Source organism: Clostridioides sp. ES-S-0010-02 (genome assembly GCA_020641055.1).
Lineage (GTDB): Bacteria > Bacillota > Clostridia > Peptostreptococcales > Peptostreptococcaceae > Clostridioides.
Map to the genome: position 1 here is coordinate 1,745,274 of CP067345.1, position 16,951 is coordinate 1,762,224.

Below are 16,951 nucleotides of genomic sequence, written 5' to 3' on the forward strand. Positions count from 1 at the left end.
TATTTATGAATAAACTTTTAAAGCCAATAACCATTTTACTTTATATAGTATATGTTTTATGTGCCATATTTTTTGCTACAAATAGAGCTTTTGGAAATGTAGGTTTAGTAGCAATCAGTTTAATTGGTACTTTTATATTAAGTATTTTAAATAGGCAAAATAAAAGACTTTTGAGCAATGAATTATATATTGTACTTGTATTATTTATAATGTTTGCATCATTATTAGGTACTTGTTTTAATTTTTATGACATAAATTATTATGATGATTTTTTACATTTATGGTCGGGTATAATATCATGTATTGTAGCATTTTCTACAATTAAATATTTTTATATACAAAAAGATATAAGTAAGATGAGTAAAATATTTTTAGTTATATTTGTATTTATGTTTAGTATGGGAGTGGCTAGTTTGTGGGAAATAGGTGAATTTCTAATGGATACTTTTATTGGGACTACTACACAAGCTGGAGGACTAGAAGATACTATGATTGATATGGTAGATGCTTTAATAGGTACAATTATAACCATTCCTTTTATAATAAAAAAATCAAATGCATAGTTTAAAGTTGATTGCAATGGATTTAATTAGTCATATGAAGTCTAAGAAATTATATGACAAATTAAATCCATTTTTTATTGTATATACTTGTATAAGAGATTATATAATTTCTTATATCGTGAAAATAAATTTAAAATATTTAAAAGTGTATATGATTATAAAGACAATATTTTTTATTAAATACAGATATTCTACAAAAAGCATAATATAAATTTTATTTTTTTGTTACAAAATGGAGAAATGTATAGGTATATATATAGATAATAAATATTCTTTGACTTTTGCCAAAACAAAGTCTTTTACTACTATAATTTGAAACTCGTATTTAATGATGTAAATTTGAATCAATTAAATAGTGTAGTAGGTAGAATATTTTTTATACAATACTAATTTTAATGGTACAAAAATTAGTCATTGTATACATATATAAAAATAAATATAAGAAGTAAACTTAATAGGGGGGAACAATGTTAAAAAAAATTAATTTAGAGAGCTGTTTTAAACATGCTATGGAAAAGGGATATAATTATTTAGGTGTGGTTGTAAAAATAGATGAAAATCACAAGGAGCTAATAGTAAATACCAAAAATAATTTTCAAAACAAACTTAAGTATTATAAATTAGCTTATGATGAAAATTTGAATCATAATGTAGCAAATGATATGAGTATAACTGATTTTACATATGGAAATACATTAGCAGATATTGAAAGTAAATTACAAAAAAATTTTATATAAAACAAAAAATATGCTTTTTAATTTAACAAAGTATATCTTATAGAGGGTATATTACATAGTGAATAAGCAAATATGACCCCTCAAAAAATCCGCGTAATACCAACAAATCTAAGAATCCCAAATAAGCTTGTTAGCATTTAAATAATGCTAACAAGCTTAGATATACTAGTCTAAGATATCTCAACTAAGGAAGGAATAATATGGATAAAAGTATAAAGGAAGAGAATATATTGAGTTACAATCCTAATTTAGAAGTAGGGAGATTTGAAAATTTTGAATATACATCAATAGTAAATGAACCTATAACAATTGAGGATTATAAGACTAATATTTTGAAGTCATTTGAAAAGTATCATCCATCAAAAGTAGTATCAAAATTAAATGAACTTATATCATTAATCAAATCCTATTTGAGTTTGATAGAAAATGATGCATATCAAGGTAAGATTACAAAGCAGTATTGTTTTTCTATTACAGAATCTGAACAATATGTACTAAAAGAGGAAAATTTTAAAAATTTATATGGAGATTCTAAGTTTGAAAGTTACTTAGAGATATTAAATATAAAAAACGAATTATTAAATATAAGAAAAATCTTTGTAATGGGGATATACACAACTAAAAAAAATGATTATTTATTTGATGATATAGATTCTTCATTTATTAATAAATTGAACCAGTATGAATATGAAAAGAGTAATCATAATATAAATTACTTTTCATTATTTTATGATATTCAAGTTACATTTATTTTATTAGAATACTGTAAGAAAATAGAAAAAATAATTAAAGAATTATATTTGATTGAAAATAGAAAAAAAGGACAACCAATAAATTCAGAAACACATTTTATTCTAAACAAAAAGTTTAACCTTATAAATAAAACTATGAAAAATGACTTATTTAATGAAAAAAGTATACATGGAAATATAGAGGATTCTTTACATAATCTATTTTTAGCTAAACATGATGTAAATACATTTATAAATAATTTTATTAATTTAAGAGATGAATTTAACTTACTTAATGAGATAAAGGAAGATAATCTAAATGATGTAGAAATTTGCATTGATGAGTTAATAAATGCTTGCATGATGTCTGTAATTTATAAAAAAGATGTTTATAATTCACTATTGAATAAGTCAAAGATAAGAGAATTTTTTACTAAATAATTTACAATAGAGAAAAATGGTTGGTATATTCAGAAAATGAAAAGTATTAATAAGGAGGGTGAATATATGGCTGTTAAGCAAAAAAATATTAAGAAGAAAGATAAAGAGGAGCTTTACTCAAAAGCAGTAAAAATAAAATGCTGTTATTGTAGTAAAAAAGAAGATTGTTTATATCAAGCAAGAAAAGAGTTTAGTGAAAGTATAGGTCATATAACCTATTGTACATTAACTCCAAATATTCCTAAAAAACAACGTAAAAAAATAAAACGTTAGTAAAAGGAGAGCATATATGAAGAACTATTTAAAAAAGAGAGTAGGAAATAGAGGGTTTTGGGTTTCTCTAGCAGCAATGATTCCACTTACAATACAATCTTTTGGATATATTGATATACTACCAAAAAATTATTCTGATATAGTAAATTGTCTTTTAGCCTTACTCACAACACTTGGAATATTGAATGACAATTCTACTGAAAACAAGTGGTATTTAGATGATAAGTAATAGATTTTATTGAATAGCTAACATATTTACATTCTAAAAAAACTTTTCAAAAATATTTATAACAAAAATAAAAAATAAAGGAGATAGTATTATGATTTTTAATGATTTGAAGATACCTAGAGGAAGTTCTTTTGACCCAATGCAAGGAGTTAGATCTGTAGATAATATAGATGGGGATGTCACAGAACTTGTTACAGTTGAAGGTGAAGTCGATGTGAATGCAATTGGGGAATATACTTTGAAATATTCAGCTCCAGATAGATCTGGAAATATAACAACAGCAACTAGAATAATAACAGTTATAGATACAGGTGCTCCTGTAATAAGTGGTGCTGATGATAAGACTATAAATTTATTGGAAGAACTAGATTTAAAAGCTGGAGTTACAGCAATGGATGATATAGATGGAGATTTAACTGATTCGATAGTTATAGAAGGCTCAGTGGATAATACTATACCTGGAGACAATAAGATTGTTTATACTGTGGAAGATAAATCTAAAAATAAAAGTACAGTAAATAGAGTAATAACAGTTGTTGATAATGTAGCTCCTATATTATCTGGTGTTGAAGATTGTACTGTAGAATATGGCTCATCATTTGATTCAAAAGCTGGGGTTACTGCTAATGACAATATAGATGGAGATTTAACTTCTAAGATAGTAATAGAAGGAATAGTTAATACTTCTGTTTTAGGAGAACAAACATTAACATATAGAGTTTCAGATGTTGCAAATAACGAAGCAAGTGTTGTGAGAAAAGTTACTGTTGTTGATACTGTTAAGCCAGTATTTTCAGGCGTAGACAATTTAACATTAAATTTAAATGACACATTCAATGCTTTAGAAGGTGTAACAGCTGTAGATGAAGTTGATGGAGATTTAACAGATTTAATAACTGTTGAAGGTGGAGATTTAGTTGATACATCTGTTGTAAAAGAATATCAAGTTACTTATAAAGTATCTGATAAATCATCAAATGAAGCTGTAGTAGTTAGATTAGTATCTGTAATAGATAATATACCTCCTGTATTAACTGGGGTTGAAGATAAAGAGATAGAAGTAGAGCCAATACCTAAAGAAGAAGTTTAATAAATGATGTAGTAGAGGTGAAATTATGAGTAACTTTAATGTCACTTATAGTGCTGGTGGAAACATAGATAAAATAAAAAAAGTTGGAAATATTGAAGAAATAAATAATATAGAAAACATAGAAAAAATAGATAGTCTATCTGAAGTAGAAAACATAGAAACTCTTAAAAACATTGAAAATTTAGAGCAAGTCAAAAATGTGGCAAAACTTGAATCTGTTTCTAATATAGAGAACCTTAATGAAGTTAATACAGTCAATGAAATAAAAGAGATAGGTAGTATAAGGGGATTTGCATCAAAAACACAACCATATAATTATATGAGATTAATAGAAGTTCCAGCACTTAGAGGAGTGTTTGAAGAAGAAATAGTTTTGTCTCCATCTGAAGTTGAGATTCTTGCTATATCTGTTACATGTAGTGGATATGGAGAAAATGACCACTATAATTTATATTTTAATGAACAATTATGGTTTAAAGATTGGTACTTGGGGGAAGTAAAAGAGGGACTTTTCTTAGGTTCATCAACATATGTATATTCAGCACCTCCAAATTCAAGAGTAATTTTAAAATTTCATAATGATAGCGGAACTTCTAAAAAATTATGGTTTGGTATAAGAATGTTAAAAGACCCAGAACCAATTTAGAGATGGAAAGGAAAATTAAATATGTTAAGTAATGAAATAAAAGACTTTGTCTTCCATGAATTTAAAACAGATGCAGACAGTTTTGTAAAAGATTTAGCAAATGTTTTGGCTTTAGGGAATTATACTAAAGAAGTAAAAGATGTATCTGGAAACTTAATGAGAAAATCATTACCTTCAAAAGAAGATTGTTGGAATATAGTGTATCCTAACCCAAATTTTAAACTTATAAAAGGTAGAGAAGTTTCTTCTTTTGATGAGATAAATGCAAGTGAATATGAAATAATAACTAAGGACCAAATTTCTAAAATAACTGATTCTGTTGTGGTGAGAGCTGTAACAAGACCATCTGATAGAATTACTCAGCAAACAACAAAAGTTGGCTCTGATGAAATTTTAAAATATGGACTTCTGGATAATGATATAGAAGAAAATACAGTTATGTATTTGGAAGTGTATTTTCCAAAATATTTATGTGATACAGAATTGGATGACCCTACTCAACAACGAGATGGAAAAACTGTACCAAAAGTTGTAAATCTAAAAACTGGTGTAAAAGATGCGCAAGCTAGAAACTATCATAACTGCTATATGAGAATTTTTGATAATCCAAATAAGGACTATTCTGGTCCAGCAGAAAATGTTATAGATATGGTAACTGGTGATATAGCTGAATTTAATTCTGCTTCATCTGAATGGTGTAAATTATCTTGGTTTACAGATTTTGATGAAAAGTTTAAATCAGAACTTGGTATAACTGGTTCAGATGCTCTTTTAAGAATACCTATTACATCTTCTTTAAATAATAAGACTAAAATAAGAGTACTTGCTAATATACATCCAAATAGAGTGCTTATAAATGTTACAGGTAATCCAAATGTAGATTATGAGGACAATAGATATTTAGTTGGTCAAGCCTATATAGGTTCTATTGATAGTTTTGATTTTGCTAAGAAAGACATAACTGGTAATTTTGGTATATTTACAACTTCTTCATCTGTACCTTCTATACCAAAGTTTAATATTAAATATAGTGAGCCTTTTAATGGAGTCAATACGCTTGGAACTGATGGAGTAAAAACAACTGGAAAAAATGTTATATCAAATGCAGGAGCTAAGTCAGCTTGGGTAAATATAGGTACATTTCCTTGGTTAAATAATTCATTATTTAATACTAGACCTGCAGATACAATAGTAAAATATACATATAATAGAAGAGATATTCCAAGAGATTTTGGTTCAAATATTGCTGGTGGAAAAACAACTATATATGAACCTAGTTTGCAAGTTACAATAGGAGCTTCTGTAAATAATGAATTTGTGGCTGAGTTTGGATTAATGAATCCAAATATAAAATATAACTCATATGGAGTATCTTATATTACACCTAATGCAAGAACTTCTATATCAAGAGAAAAAGTTACTTTTCCATCTGAGCTACCAATAACTATAGATAAACCAATAGTAAAAGACATGACAGTAGAAGTTCAAGTGACTTATAATGAACAAGATTTATATAACTATATTAGAAAGTATGTAGCACAAAATGATGGAAAAGAGCTTTTAAATGACCTAAGTTATTATATATATGGAGCACAAGATGGAACAGTTGAAAGACCAATTTATTTTTATCTAGGTTTTGATGAAGTTGAAGAAAGAACTACTCAAGAAGGTGGTTCGAATAGAGATAAATATGGAAATCTTGTAGATATAAAATACCATCAAACTTATGGTGTGCATACAGCAAATGGAACAACTGACTTTGCAATGTACAAAACAGACTCTGCTGACTATTTTCAAAGTCACTATTTTATGTTCTCATCAACAGAGCAATTCATGAAAAAACATATGTATGGTAAATCAGTATATACAAACGAATACTTTGCAGATAGGATAAAAATTGTCCATAGTGCAGAAGGTGTTCGTGGAGCTTTATCAGGTATGATAGTGATAGATGCTGAATCACTTTTCCCATTTGATGAATTAATAGTAAACAAATCTTTTGAAAAATATGAAGATAAACCAGAAGAAACATATATATACCTTCCATTAACTACACCTTATACTCCTTTTGCAAATTCTCCAAATGAAAGATATGGTGTTGGAGTATTAAAAGAGCTTAAATATAATGAAAGCAATGATGATTCTAGATGTGAAACTGCATTAAGAGAAATACAAGATATGTATAAAGATATCTATTCTTGTACAAATAATGCTGAATCAGTTTATTTTGCTGATAAAACAGACAATGGATTAGAGATAACATGGCATTCTTCTGATACGAATATAGTAAGTTTTTCTAAAGGAGCAGATGTTGAAGAACCTACAATAGAATTAAAAATATCTCCTGAAAATCCAATTTTAAAAGTTGGAGAAAAAAAAGTTCTTTCTTTACTTGAAGGAGAAGAAATAGTAGAGGATGATAACATAATTTGGATTTCATCAAATGAAAATATAGTTACTGTTTCTCAAAAAGGAGAATTGACAGGGATTAAAATAGGTGGGGCAGTTATAACTGCTAGATATAAAAGTAGAAAAGTTCAAACTGAAGTAAATGTAAATTCTACAGATGAATTGGATGAATCAAATTCACAAGAAGACCCTGTTATATAAAATATAATGAGAAATAGAAAGGATGAATATTAATGTTAGGTATAATTAATAGACCAGATTTCTATGAAGGAGATAAAGAAGTATACTTATCTGCTACTGTAAAGTCTGGAGAAGTCTCTAAAACTAAAAAATTTAAGGTACTTGTAAAAGCATCGAAGCGAACTGATTTACAAAGTGTACTAGAGGATATAGGAAACATATCTATACCAAATATAGTCACAGAAAATCTGACTTTTATACAAAAAGGTAGTTGTGGTTCAACTATAGTATGGTCATCTTCTAGTCCAAATATAATAGGTCAATTAGGAAAAGTAACAAGACCTGTATTTGGTGAACAAGATGCAAAAGTTACTATAAACGTTATTGTGTCAAAGGGAAGTGTAAGTAGAAGTAAAGAATTTAAAGTTACAGTACCAGCATGGACTCAAGAAGGTGAAGTTGAATCTGCTGCTAATGCAATAACTTGGGAACTTATTAGAAATAAAAATACTGATATAAATAAGGTTACAAGTGATTTAGTACTTCCAACAACTATAGGAAATGAAATATCAATAACATGGACTACAAGTAATTCTACATGCTTGAGTGATAAAGGGGTAGTTACTAGACCAGCATATAAAGATGGTGATAGTATCGTATCTGTTACAGCAACACTTACTAAAGGTGAACTTATATCTACAAAAACTATAACTAATATTAGAATACTTAAGCAAGAGCCTACTAATCAAGAGAAGGTTGATGATTTTGTAAAAACTTTTGACTTTGTTTCATATATTGCACCAAATAAATCATTAACAGAACTTAGTGATAACTTTACATTGCCTGCTAAAGTTGAAAATATGTCATTGACTTTCTCGGCACTTGATAATGAAGGTGAAGACTTAACATCAACAAATATAAAATTAGAACTTGATAATCAGGCTCTTTCTTATAAAGCCACAATAGTGAGACCTAGTTCTAGCATTGGTGATTTTAGTTTTAATTTAAAAATTGAAGCTAAAATTACTGTCTTGTCAGAAGGAGAAACATCAGAAGAAATTAAGGCTTCTAAGATATATCCAGCTAAAATATTAGCTATGATTGAAGAATAGATGATTGCAACTTTTAAGTTTAGCACTGGCGTTTTCGTCAGTGCTAATTTTAAATATAATCTTTCTGGGGATGAAAACTCTATAGCTTTATTTTATAAGATAGAATGTGAACACACAGAAAGTAATATAGACAATACTTTGTTGATGTTAAAAAATGACAAAAAGTCAATGTATATTAGAGAAAAACAGGTATTTTTTATAAAAAGTAAGAAATCTTTGCAACCAATATCCATAAGTAATATCTATATAAATAAAGTATATAAAAAATTATATGATAAAAACATTAGTGAATATATAAGTAGCTATAAAGATTTTAAGAAATTTAGAAATTTTAATAATATATTAAACTATCTAAGTAGAGAGGAACAATATTTAGATAAATCAATTATAGAACATATGCTGTTCGTAGAATATAGAAATACTAGAGACAAAATACAAATAAATGATAACTACAATACTTTTAAGACCAATCAAAATACTTTGTTCTTTCAAGATAATACAATAGAAGTAAGTAATATTGATAAATATATAAAAATTTATGACTATGAGGATATGATAGGTCTTCCAAGTAAACAAATTTTTGTAGACTGTAAAAGTACAAATATAAGTGAGACAGAAAATGATACATATATATTTGATTTTGAAAAAAATATTAAAGACTTAGATAAAAAAATAAATGAAAATGATTCTATAGGTGTCAAAAACTCTATAAACAATAAAATATCTATAGAAAAACCAAAATTTGCTGAAAATCATATTAAAAACTTATCTATAAATTTACAAAAAATTATAAAGAATGGAGATTTAAGAAAAGTTTTTGTAGAAGAAAATAAAATGTCTACATCAGATTCATCAGTTAATGTAGATATTAATTTACCTTATTTGATTGATATACCAAATATACCAGAGGTTTTAATCAATAATAATATAAACTTAAGAAACGGTTTTAATAAACAAATACTTATAGAAGATAAAAAACGTTTAGCAAAGGGATACTCAGATAAAATACAAACATTTTTAGAATCTAAATATAAACTATATAAAGCTAAAAATTATATTGAGTTATACCATTCACTAGATAATATTGAAAAAAACATAGATAGTAGTCTTCATATTGTAGATGATATTAAAGATTTTACACATGAAGGTTCAAATATTCAAATGAATGATATCCTCGCTGGATATGATTTTTCAAAAGGGAAACCCACATTTAATTTATATAATCTAAATATAGATGTAGGAAAGGCTGACAATCAAAAAATTTATATTTCTAGTATAGATTTATTCTCAAAATACTATAATCCAAAGTTTGATTTTAAAAATGATGAATATAACTTATTAATATCAAAGTCTAATAATAAGGAAACATCTATAATTGAGCATAAGTTATTTGGAGAATATTATAAAGGGAATCTATCTCTTATTGACTCAATTATATATCCTGATTATCTTTCAAAACCTTCATTATATACCTTTGAATGCTATATATATAAACGACTAGAAAATAGCAAATACAGACTTCTAATAAATAAAGAACTTGAAAAAGGGACAATACAAAAAAATGACTTTAAAACATCTTATGGTTACAGTCTGATAAATTTTTATAAAGAAGGTAGTTTATTAAATATTTCAGAACATATGGATGAGTTATATAAGTACAGTAATAATCTTTATAATATGTATCAAATTCAATTTGGAATCATGAAAAAAATCAAGGATACATCATCTGATGAATCACCAACTAAATTAAAGTTTTCAAAATTACCTACATATAAAAATGATGATGGTTACTTTGGAGTTGCGACAGAATATTTTCCTGACTTTGTGGTGATTGATGGAAGTAAAGATGAATTGATTCTTCCCAAAAGTGGTTTTGATTATAATATATATAAAGATAAGATATTTGGTGACAATCTTATAATAACAGATAAGGATAAGTATGTAAAAAAATACACACAAGCTGGAAATCAAATAATTGAATTACCTATAGAAAATCCAGTTGATTATTTTGCAAATATAGCAATAGATGTTATAAATATTGATGTTTCTGTTATGAAGTATGTTCTTGATACACTATACAATCAATGGAGACATAATATTTATAGATATGCTGGTATAGAGCCTGAAAAAGCTATAAAAGATTTGATAGACTCAACAATGAAGTATATAGGTGGAAAATATTATTGGGATAGATGCAAAATACCACATCTTGAGAGAACCTTAAAACTTTTTTTATGGTATGCAGAAATGAGTATATTGTGTAATTCAGAGTATGAAGTTGTATATATAAGAGAAGATTGTAAGATTGATTATTCTAATAAAACATTAGGAAATTTAGAAAAAAATATATTACATATTGACAATTTAGAATTGACAGATGATTTTGTTCTATCAAGTAAGAAAAAGGGTGTAAGTTCCAAGTTAAAATTTAAAGTCAATCAAGAATTTGATTTACAACTAAAATTTAAAGCATATATGGAAAACCGTGGTGTTTTAGAAATACATATAGGAGAAGAAATTTATACGTTCTTAGGGGATGAAAAACCTTCTTATAATATAGATTTAAAAATTCCAAAAGAAGTTAAAGACGTAGAGATTTTATTTTTTTATGATAATGAGGAATCTTTTATAGATATAGCTGCTTTTAGAATAAAAGATATGTTCAATAAATCAGTTAAGATAAAATATATTGGAAAACTTGGAAAAACAAATAAAACTGTAGAATATTTGATAAATATGTTAAATATTGCAGGTGAGTCTATAGAAGATACACAAGTTAAGTTAGGAATTCAAAATTCAGTACAAGTTGCATATGCACTTGATACATTTAAAGATTATATGTTTAAACATCATAATAATAAAGAAAAAGGTAAGCGAAGAGTAATTAAAAAATAAAAATTATTTAAAATACTATCAAAGATAATCGAAGGGAAGAAATGTTATGGTAAATTATCAAATTCAATATAAAGAAAAAGTAAATCAAAATGAACTATCTGGACCACCAAATGAAGCAAATGAATTTTGGAGAGTTGTATGTGACATGCCAACTTTACAATCAGCAATATCAACTACCAAATCACTAGTGAAAAAATATGGGTATGAAAATTTTCAGATATGTAAAGTGACTAGTATAAGGGTTGAAGTTCATGCAGAGTAAAAAAAAATTAAATAAAATATCTACAGGATATATATTTAGTGAGGAATTTAATGGTACCATGAATCCTCTGTGGGATGTATTTCCAAGTGATAACAATAGAATCACCTTTACAGGTGATTCTATTAAAATACTTGAAAATGATGATAAAACAGAATTATTGATACCATGTCCCAAAGAATCTGGATATGTATTTCAAACATATATAAGGTATGAACCAAAAGAATCTAATGGTAATGGTGGTTGTATAATAAAGTCTATTACTGAAAATTATGTAGAATGTGAATTATCATCAGAAATCGAATCAATATATTATTCATATTTAAAAGTAATATATTCTGATAATTTTGTATTAAACCTTAGAGCATCAAAAGATGGATTAAATTGGGAAGATTTTGGAAGTACAAAATTGTTAGATTCTAACTCAATAGGATATTATCTAAATGACAGTAAAGATACATTAGAAATATTTAATTGTGAAATGTATAAGAATAACTTTATAACATTTATAGGAATTGATAAAACACAAAATATCAAAATATATGACGAAAATAATAAAGAAATAGTGACAGATGTAGATATGAAATATACTGAAGATTCAGTTATTGTTGATTTATCATCAAAACTTTTTCCAATAAATCATGTAAAGGTAGAAGTTGAAAGTGGAGGAAGATTATCTGATACTATAACTATAGACAAGTTGTATGGTGGAGATGTATATTCATTTGAACCAGAAATTAGATTTATTGTCAATGAAGCTAATATGGATAATGGTGACTTTGATTTAGGACTAGTACAAGGTAAAGATAGAGTTTATGAGTTACAAGTAGTAAATGCAGGTGATTTTACTAAAACTGGAACCTTAAAAATAGTTGGAGTTTCTAGTTATGATAGGGGAGATAGTATGGCTTACTTGATGCCATATGGGGATTCAAGTGGAAGTTCTGAATTATTTAAAGAGTTGGACATTACTTTATTGCCTGGAACTACAAGTAAATTTTTGATTAAGATAATAAAGGACTCTAGTTGTATAACAATTGATGATAAATATAGTTTTAATATTATATTTATGTAAGGTGGTATGGTAGATGGGTGTAAGAATAAAAAGATATGGAAAAACAGAATATTTAAATGACCATAACCAATTAAAGAATACTGATATAGAGGACCAACATCCAATAAAAGCTATTACTGGATTGAATGAAAAACTAGATGATATAGATAACAATATAAGTATTAATATAGATGATATAAGAAATAACAGAAATGATATAGATATTATTAATAAGATGATAGAAAATGGTGAGATTGGTGGGAGTTCTAGTGGTGTATCTGATATAACTCCATTAGTTGAAAGAGTAAAAGTATTAGAGCAAAATGTAGTTATACTAAATAACAATAATTTAGAACTAAAAGAATTTGTGATTAGTGTATTGAATGAAGTAAATCGTTTAGAAGATGAACTTGTGAAAACAAAGCTTATTGTAGACGAATATCATAAAAATACTAATTTAAGTAAAAATAGTTTCACTGATACTTTGATAAATGACGATTACATACAAAATCTAATTGATTGTAAGATTGATATAAATAATGATAATGTTACATAAAGTGAGGTGATGATATGCAAGGAGTAGATTTAGGATATAAGAATGTAGAAGGAGATGAAATATCTTTTCCAAATGTAACTATAAATGCTAATATAACTGGCAAAGTAAGTTCTGTTATAGAAATAAAAGATGGCTTTAAAGATGGTTTTGAACTGGAATATATTTTAAATGGTAAAAAGATAAATAAAAAACTTACAAATAATATTTATATAATAACAGAAGAAGAAGTGACTAAGCTTCAGGAGGTTTTAAGAACTTTAAAAATAAAATCAACTGATGATTTCAACGCTTCTATTTACTTGTCATTTGTACCAGAGGGAACAACTGCTAAAGCTGATCAGGAAAGTTATGGCAAAAACGTTGCAAGTAATGTTTTAGATAGTAATGAAGATACTTATTGGCAAGCTACATCTAACAATCAGGGTGTTGATGTGATTTTTAGAGAAAAGAAATTTATAGAGTCTGTTACAGTATGTCTACAAGATGAACTTTTAGAAATCTGGGGAGAAAATGAGAATGGTACATTTGTAAAATTAGCTACAAAAAATGGTAGCGATAGTAGCATAATTAAAAATATTGTTGTAGATATACCTAAAAATGAATATAAACATTTATTTTTTAAAACAGTTACATTTACTGAAGGATGGTCTGATATTAGAGATGTATATATAAATGAAGCAAGAGTAGATTTTAGTTTCAAATATAAAAAAGAAGAAATTAGTTTAGGTGATAAAAAGGCAGAGGGAGATAAGATTATATTTCCGAATGCATGTGCAAAATTCAATGGTAAATGTGGATTAAAAATAGAATATTTAGGTGTAAATTATGATGTAACGACAGAATATGAAACAAGCAATAACAAAGTAAATAGCAAAGATAAGGTAGTTTATATAGAAGAACATAATGAAAATGAAATAAATGAAATACTAAAAACTATAAAAATAAAAGGATATAAAAAATTTAATGTAAAGATAACACTAATTAAGAATAATGATGGTTATATACCTTTTGGAATTGTGGCTACAGCCAATAGTGTTTATAGTGATAATACTCCAGATAAAGCAATAGATGGAAATATAAATACAAGATGGATGTCTTCAACTTATGAAGCAATTTTCAGACTAGAATTCAAAGAAGCTACAAATATAAATAAAGTACAAATGAAAGTAAGTGCATCTCCAGCATCACAAAATAATTATGTAATTAAATCTGGAACAACAATAATAGGTCAAAAAACGTTAGTAGTACCAAATAGTATAACTACTGTCGATATTGATGTCACAACTGCTAATTATAATAATATAAGTATAGAGTGTAGTAGTACTAGTAGTTGGATTAATGCATTTGAAGTCCTTTTAAGTGGATATACTGAAAATTTAGATTCTGATACTTGTATAATAAATGATATGCATGAAGTATATAATATACAAGGAATAGATGAACATACTTTGTTATATTTAAAAGGTGATTCTTTTAATGATTTAAGTCTAAATCCCAAAACAGTAACTGCTATAGATGTATCGATTGTTGAAGATGATTTATTTGGAAAATCGTTTAAATCCAATACTGGATTAATTCAAATTCCATCTGAAGAAATAACTTTGAATGGAAGTACAAGTTTTACAATAGAATGGTTTGAGAATTTAATATCAGTTTATGACGCAGCTATATTTAGTACTAATGAAAGACTAAAACATGGACTACTTTTAGGATATTATGAAGGAGATGTTTCAAATCTTTATTGTAGTAGCAATGGAAGTTCTTGGGATATAATTCGTCAAGGAACTTGTGGAGGAAAAACTTTTAATAAATGGATACATAAAGCTTTTTGTTATTCAAAAGAAAATCTTACTTTATACTGTTTTGAAAATGGCATAAAAACATATGAAAAGAAATTACAACAAGAATTATCTATTTACTGTGGTAATAGATTTTTATTTTTCGACGTTTGGACAAATAAAATTAATGCAAATATATCTAATATTAGAATTTCTGATGTGACAAGGTGGATAGATGATTTTGAATTGCCCTTAGAGCCGTATGATTACTCACCTAACATTGAGATAATAGAACAAACAGAACATCATATAATCTTTAATGTCTTAGCAAATACAACTACTATAAATAAGGTTAAAGTATATATAAACAATAAAATAGAAAAAGAGTATATTGATACTTTTGAAAATCTAATATTTGATATTATATATGATGAAAAATATATAATTGGAGAAAATGAAATAAAATTTGTTATAGATTACAATGAAAATAAAAATATAGAAGAAAAAGTATATCATTATAGGCAAAGAATTGATGAAAATACAATGTTCTTTCTAAACGGAACAGACATTGTTGATAGTAGCTATAATCCAAAGGTTATAAATAACAATGGAGTAACAATGTCTGATGGTGGTAAATTTGGTAAGTTTTATAATATGAAAACTGGATATTTGCAAATACAAAATTTTAATCCTCATTTTAGAAACTTTTCAATAGAGTTTTATTTGAAATTTAATGATAATAGTACACAAGATATATTATTTGATACTAGAGTTTCTTCTTATAACAAAGGATATTTAATTTATACAGAATCTAAAAAATTAAGATTCTATCTTAGTGAATATTCATATTCTTCTATAGATTATTCAAACTTCGATAAAAATGTTTACCATCACTTCGCTTTTGAAATTAAAGACTATAAATATATAAAGATATACCATAATGGTATACTTAAAAAAACAGATACTTTGTCTGAAATACCACAAGAACATGCAAGTAACAACATATATATGTCAAAAAGATGTGATGGAGGTAATTATCGTTTTACCAATGAATTAAGTATGTTTAGAATCTCTAATATGAATATATACAATGAAAATTTTACACCAACAAATATTCTATATTGTTACGAACCTATATTGAAGGCAAACCAAGTATCTGAAAATCAATTAATATTATCAATAAATGATAAATCGAATGTAATGAATAAGCTTGAAATTTTTATAAATGGAACATTAAAAAAAACTATAGTAGATAACTTCGATAATATCTCTTTTAATTTATTATTAGATGATTATAGTGATGACTTTAATGAATTTGAATTGCTAATGACATTCAACAATATTAAGCGCATTATAAAAAGATTTAAAATTTATAAAAATAAAGAAAAGTTAATACTTGCAAGTAAATATTTTGAAATAAAAAATGTTTTGTTTGATAAAAAATATACTCATTTTAAGCCTTTCTTTTTAGGTCATGGTAGTGTTAATGTTTTATATTCAACGAATGATAATGAATTTACATATTGCGATATTAATAGTTTCACACAAATAAATTCAAATAACATAAGATTAATGTTTTTAATGGATTCAGATGCTGTAATTGAAGCTTATAAAATTTATCTAAAGGATTGCACTGATACAACTAACATTAACTTTAATGAAGTTTTACCTCCACCAAATAACATAGATAAATTTCCAGTAACTGGTGGTGAGGGACTTAGTAAAGAATTATTTGATGTTATAAAAAGTAATTTTGATATTTTAAACAATAAAATACTAGAAGAACAAAAATATATAAAATATATAAATGATAGAATTATCTCAGTAGAAGATAAAGTGTATGATATTGAATTTGATGTTGATGAATATCATAAAAATACTAACTTAAAACATAATCAATTAACTGATACTCTTATTAATGATAAGTATATAAAACAGTTAATAGATTGTGAGTTAGATATTAATAATGATAATGTCAAGTAAAAAAAGAAGGTGAAT

At 26.1% G+C, this 16,951-nt stretch carries 14 protein-coding genes; all 14 read left to right on the forward strand.

Annotation, left to right across the window (positions count from 1 at the left end):
* Positions 1 to 5: 5 nt before the first annotated feature.
* The 14 genes from JJC01_08050 (at position 6) to JJC01_08115 (ending at position 16,936) form a co-directional block, all read left to right on the forward strand.
* A complete protein-coding gene (locus JJC01_08050; GenBank protein ID UDN59799.1) occupies positions 6 to 563 on the forward strand; it encodes a hypothetical protein in 558 nt (185 codons plus the stop codon).
* A gap of 467 nt (positions 564 to 1,030) precedes the next feature.
* Complete coding sequence (locus tag JJC01_08055) at positions 1,031 to 1,300, forward strand: hypothetical protein (protein ID UDN59800.1); 270 nt, start codon at positions 1,031 to 1,033, stop codon at positions 1,298 to 1,300.
* A gap of 200 nt (positions 1,301 to 1,500) precedes the next feature.
* On the forward strand, positions 1,501 to 2,472 hold the full coding sequence (locus JJC01_08060; GenBank protein UDN59801.1) for a hypothetical protein: 972 nt from the start codon (positions 1,501 to 1,503) through the stop codon (positions 2,470 to 2,472).
* 66 nt (positions 2,473 to 2,538) lie between these two features.
* A complete protein-coding gene (locus JJC01_08065) occupies positions 2,539 to 2,745 on the forward strand; it encodes a hypothetical protein (GenBank protein ID UDN59802.1) in 207 nt (68 codons plus the stop codon).
* 16 nt (positions 2,746 to 2,761) lie between these two features.
* Positions 2,762 to 2,974 (forward strand): holin, encoded by a 213-nt coding sequence (locus JJC01_08070; GenBank protein ID UDN59803.1) that lies wholly within the window; start codon positions 2,762 to 2,764, stop codon positions 2,972 to 2,974.
* A 91-nt stretch (positions 2,975 to 3,065) separates the two neighbouring features.
* The gene (locus JJC01_08075) at positions 3,066 to 4,064 is read left to right on the forward strand and encodes a DUF5011 domain-containing protein (protein ID UDN59804.1); all 999 of its coding nucleotides are present in this window, start codon (positions 3,066 to 3,068) and stop codon (positions 4,062 to 4,064) included.
* A gap of 25 nt (positions 4,065 to 4,089) precedes the next feature.
* Positions 4,090 to 4,710, forward strand: coding sequence for a hypothetical protein (locus tag JJC01_08080; protein ID UDN59805.1), 621 nt, complete (start codon positions 4,090 to 4,092; stop codon positions 4,708 to 4,710).
* A gap of 21 nt (positions 4,711 to 4,731) precedes the next feature.
* Complete coding sequence (locus JJC01_08085) at positions 4,732 to 7,320, forward strand: Ig-like domain-containing protein (protein ID UDN59806.1); 2,589 nt, start codon at positions 4,732 to 4,734, stop codon at positions 7,318 to 7,320.
* A 32-nt stretch (positions 7,321 to 7,352) separates the two neighbouring features.
* The gene (locus JJC01_08090; protein ID UDN59807.1) at positions 7,353 to 8,411 is read left to right on the forward strand and encodes a hypothetical protein; all 1,059 of its coding nucleotides are present in this window, start codon (positions 7,353 to 7,355) and stop codon (positions 8,409 to 8,411) included.
* The gene (locus JJC01_08095; GenBank protein ID UDN59808.1) at positions 8,412 to 11,306 is read left to right on the forward strand and encodes a hypothetical protein; all 2,895 of its coding nucleotides are present in this window, start codon (positions 8,412 to 8,414) and stop codon (positions 11,304 to 11,306) included.
* Between the two features lie 46 nt (positions 11,307 to 11,352).
* A complete protein-coding gene (locus tag JJC01_08100) occupies positions 11,353 to 11,568 on the forward strand; it encodes a hypothetical protein (protein UDN59809.1) in 216 nt (71 codons plus the stop codon).
* Entirely contained in the window at positions 11,558 to 12,640 is a 1,083-nt protein-coding gene (locus JJC01_08105; GenBank protein UDN59810.1) for a hypothetical protein, read from the forward strand. Before JJC01_08100 ends, JJC01_08105 begins: the two co-directional genes overlap by 11 nt.
* 13 nt (positions 12,641 to 12,653) lie before the next feature.
* Positions 12,654 to 13,175, forward strand: coding sequence for a hypothetical protein (locus tag JJC01_08110; protein ID UDN59811.1), 522 nt, complete (start codon positions 12,654 to 12,656; stop codon positions 13,173 to 13,175).
* 14 nt (positions 13,176 to 13,189) lie between these two features.
* A complete protein-coding gene (locus JJC01_08115) occupies positions 13,190 to 16,936 on the forward strand; it encodes a hypothetical protein (GenBank protein ID UDN59812.1) in 3,747 nt (1,248 codons plus the stop codon).
* The last annotated feature ends 15 nt before the right edge of the window (positions 16,937 to 16,951 follow it).

Coding starts and splice junctions, on each gene's coding strand:
- JJC01_08050 (UDN59799.1), top strand. CDS start 6: ATGAATAAACTTTTAAAGCCAATAACCATTTTACTTTATATAGTATAT.
- JJC01_08055 (UDN59800.1), top strand. CDS start 1,031: ATGTTAAAAAAAATTAATTTAGAGAGCTGTTTTAAACATGCTATGGAA.
- JJC01_08060 (UDN59801.1), top strand. CDS start 1,501: ATGGATAAAAGTATAAAGGAAGAGAATATATTGAGTTACAATCCTAAT.
- JJC01_08065 (UDN59802.1), top strand. CDS start 2,539: ATGGCTGTTAAGCAAAAAAATATTAAGAAGAAAGATAAAGAGGAGCTT.
- JJC01_08070 (UDN59803.1), top strand. CDS start 2,762: ATGAAGAACTATTTAAAAAAGAGAGTAGGAAATAGAGGGTTTTGGGTT.
- JJC01_08075 (UDN59804.1), top strand. CDS start 3,066: ATGATTTTTAATGATTTGAAGATACCTAGAGGAAGTTCTTTTGACCCA.
- JJC01_08080 (UDN59805.1), top strand. CDS start 4,090: ATGAGTAACTTTAATGTCACTTATAGTGCTGGTGGAAACATAGATAAA.
- JJC01_08085 (UDN59806.1), top strand. CDS start 4,732: ATGTTAAGTAATGAAATAAAAGACTTTGTCTTCCATGAATTTAAAACA.
- JJC01_08090 (UDN59807.1), top strand. CDS start 7,353: ATGTTAGGTATAATTAATAGACCAGATTTCTATGAAGGAGATAAAGAA.
- JJC01_08095 (UDN59808.1), top strand. CDS start 8,412: ATGATTGCAACTTTTAAGTTTAGCACTGGCGTTTTCGTCAGTGCTAAT.
- JJC01_08100 (UDN59809.1), top strand. CDS start 11,353: ATGGTAAATTATCAAATTCAATATAAAGAAAAAGTAAATCAAAATGAA.
- JJC01_08105 (UDN59810.1), top strand. CDS start 11,558: ATGCAGAGTAAAAAAAAATTAAATAAAATATCTACAGGATATATATTT.
- JJC01_08110 (UDN59811.1), top strand. CDS start 12,654: ATGGGTGTAAGAATAAAAAGATATGGAAAAACAGAATATTTAAATGAC.
- JJC01_08115 (UDN59812.1), top strand. CDS start 13,190: ATGCAAGGAGTAGATTTAGGATATAAGAATGTAGAAGGAGATGAAATA.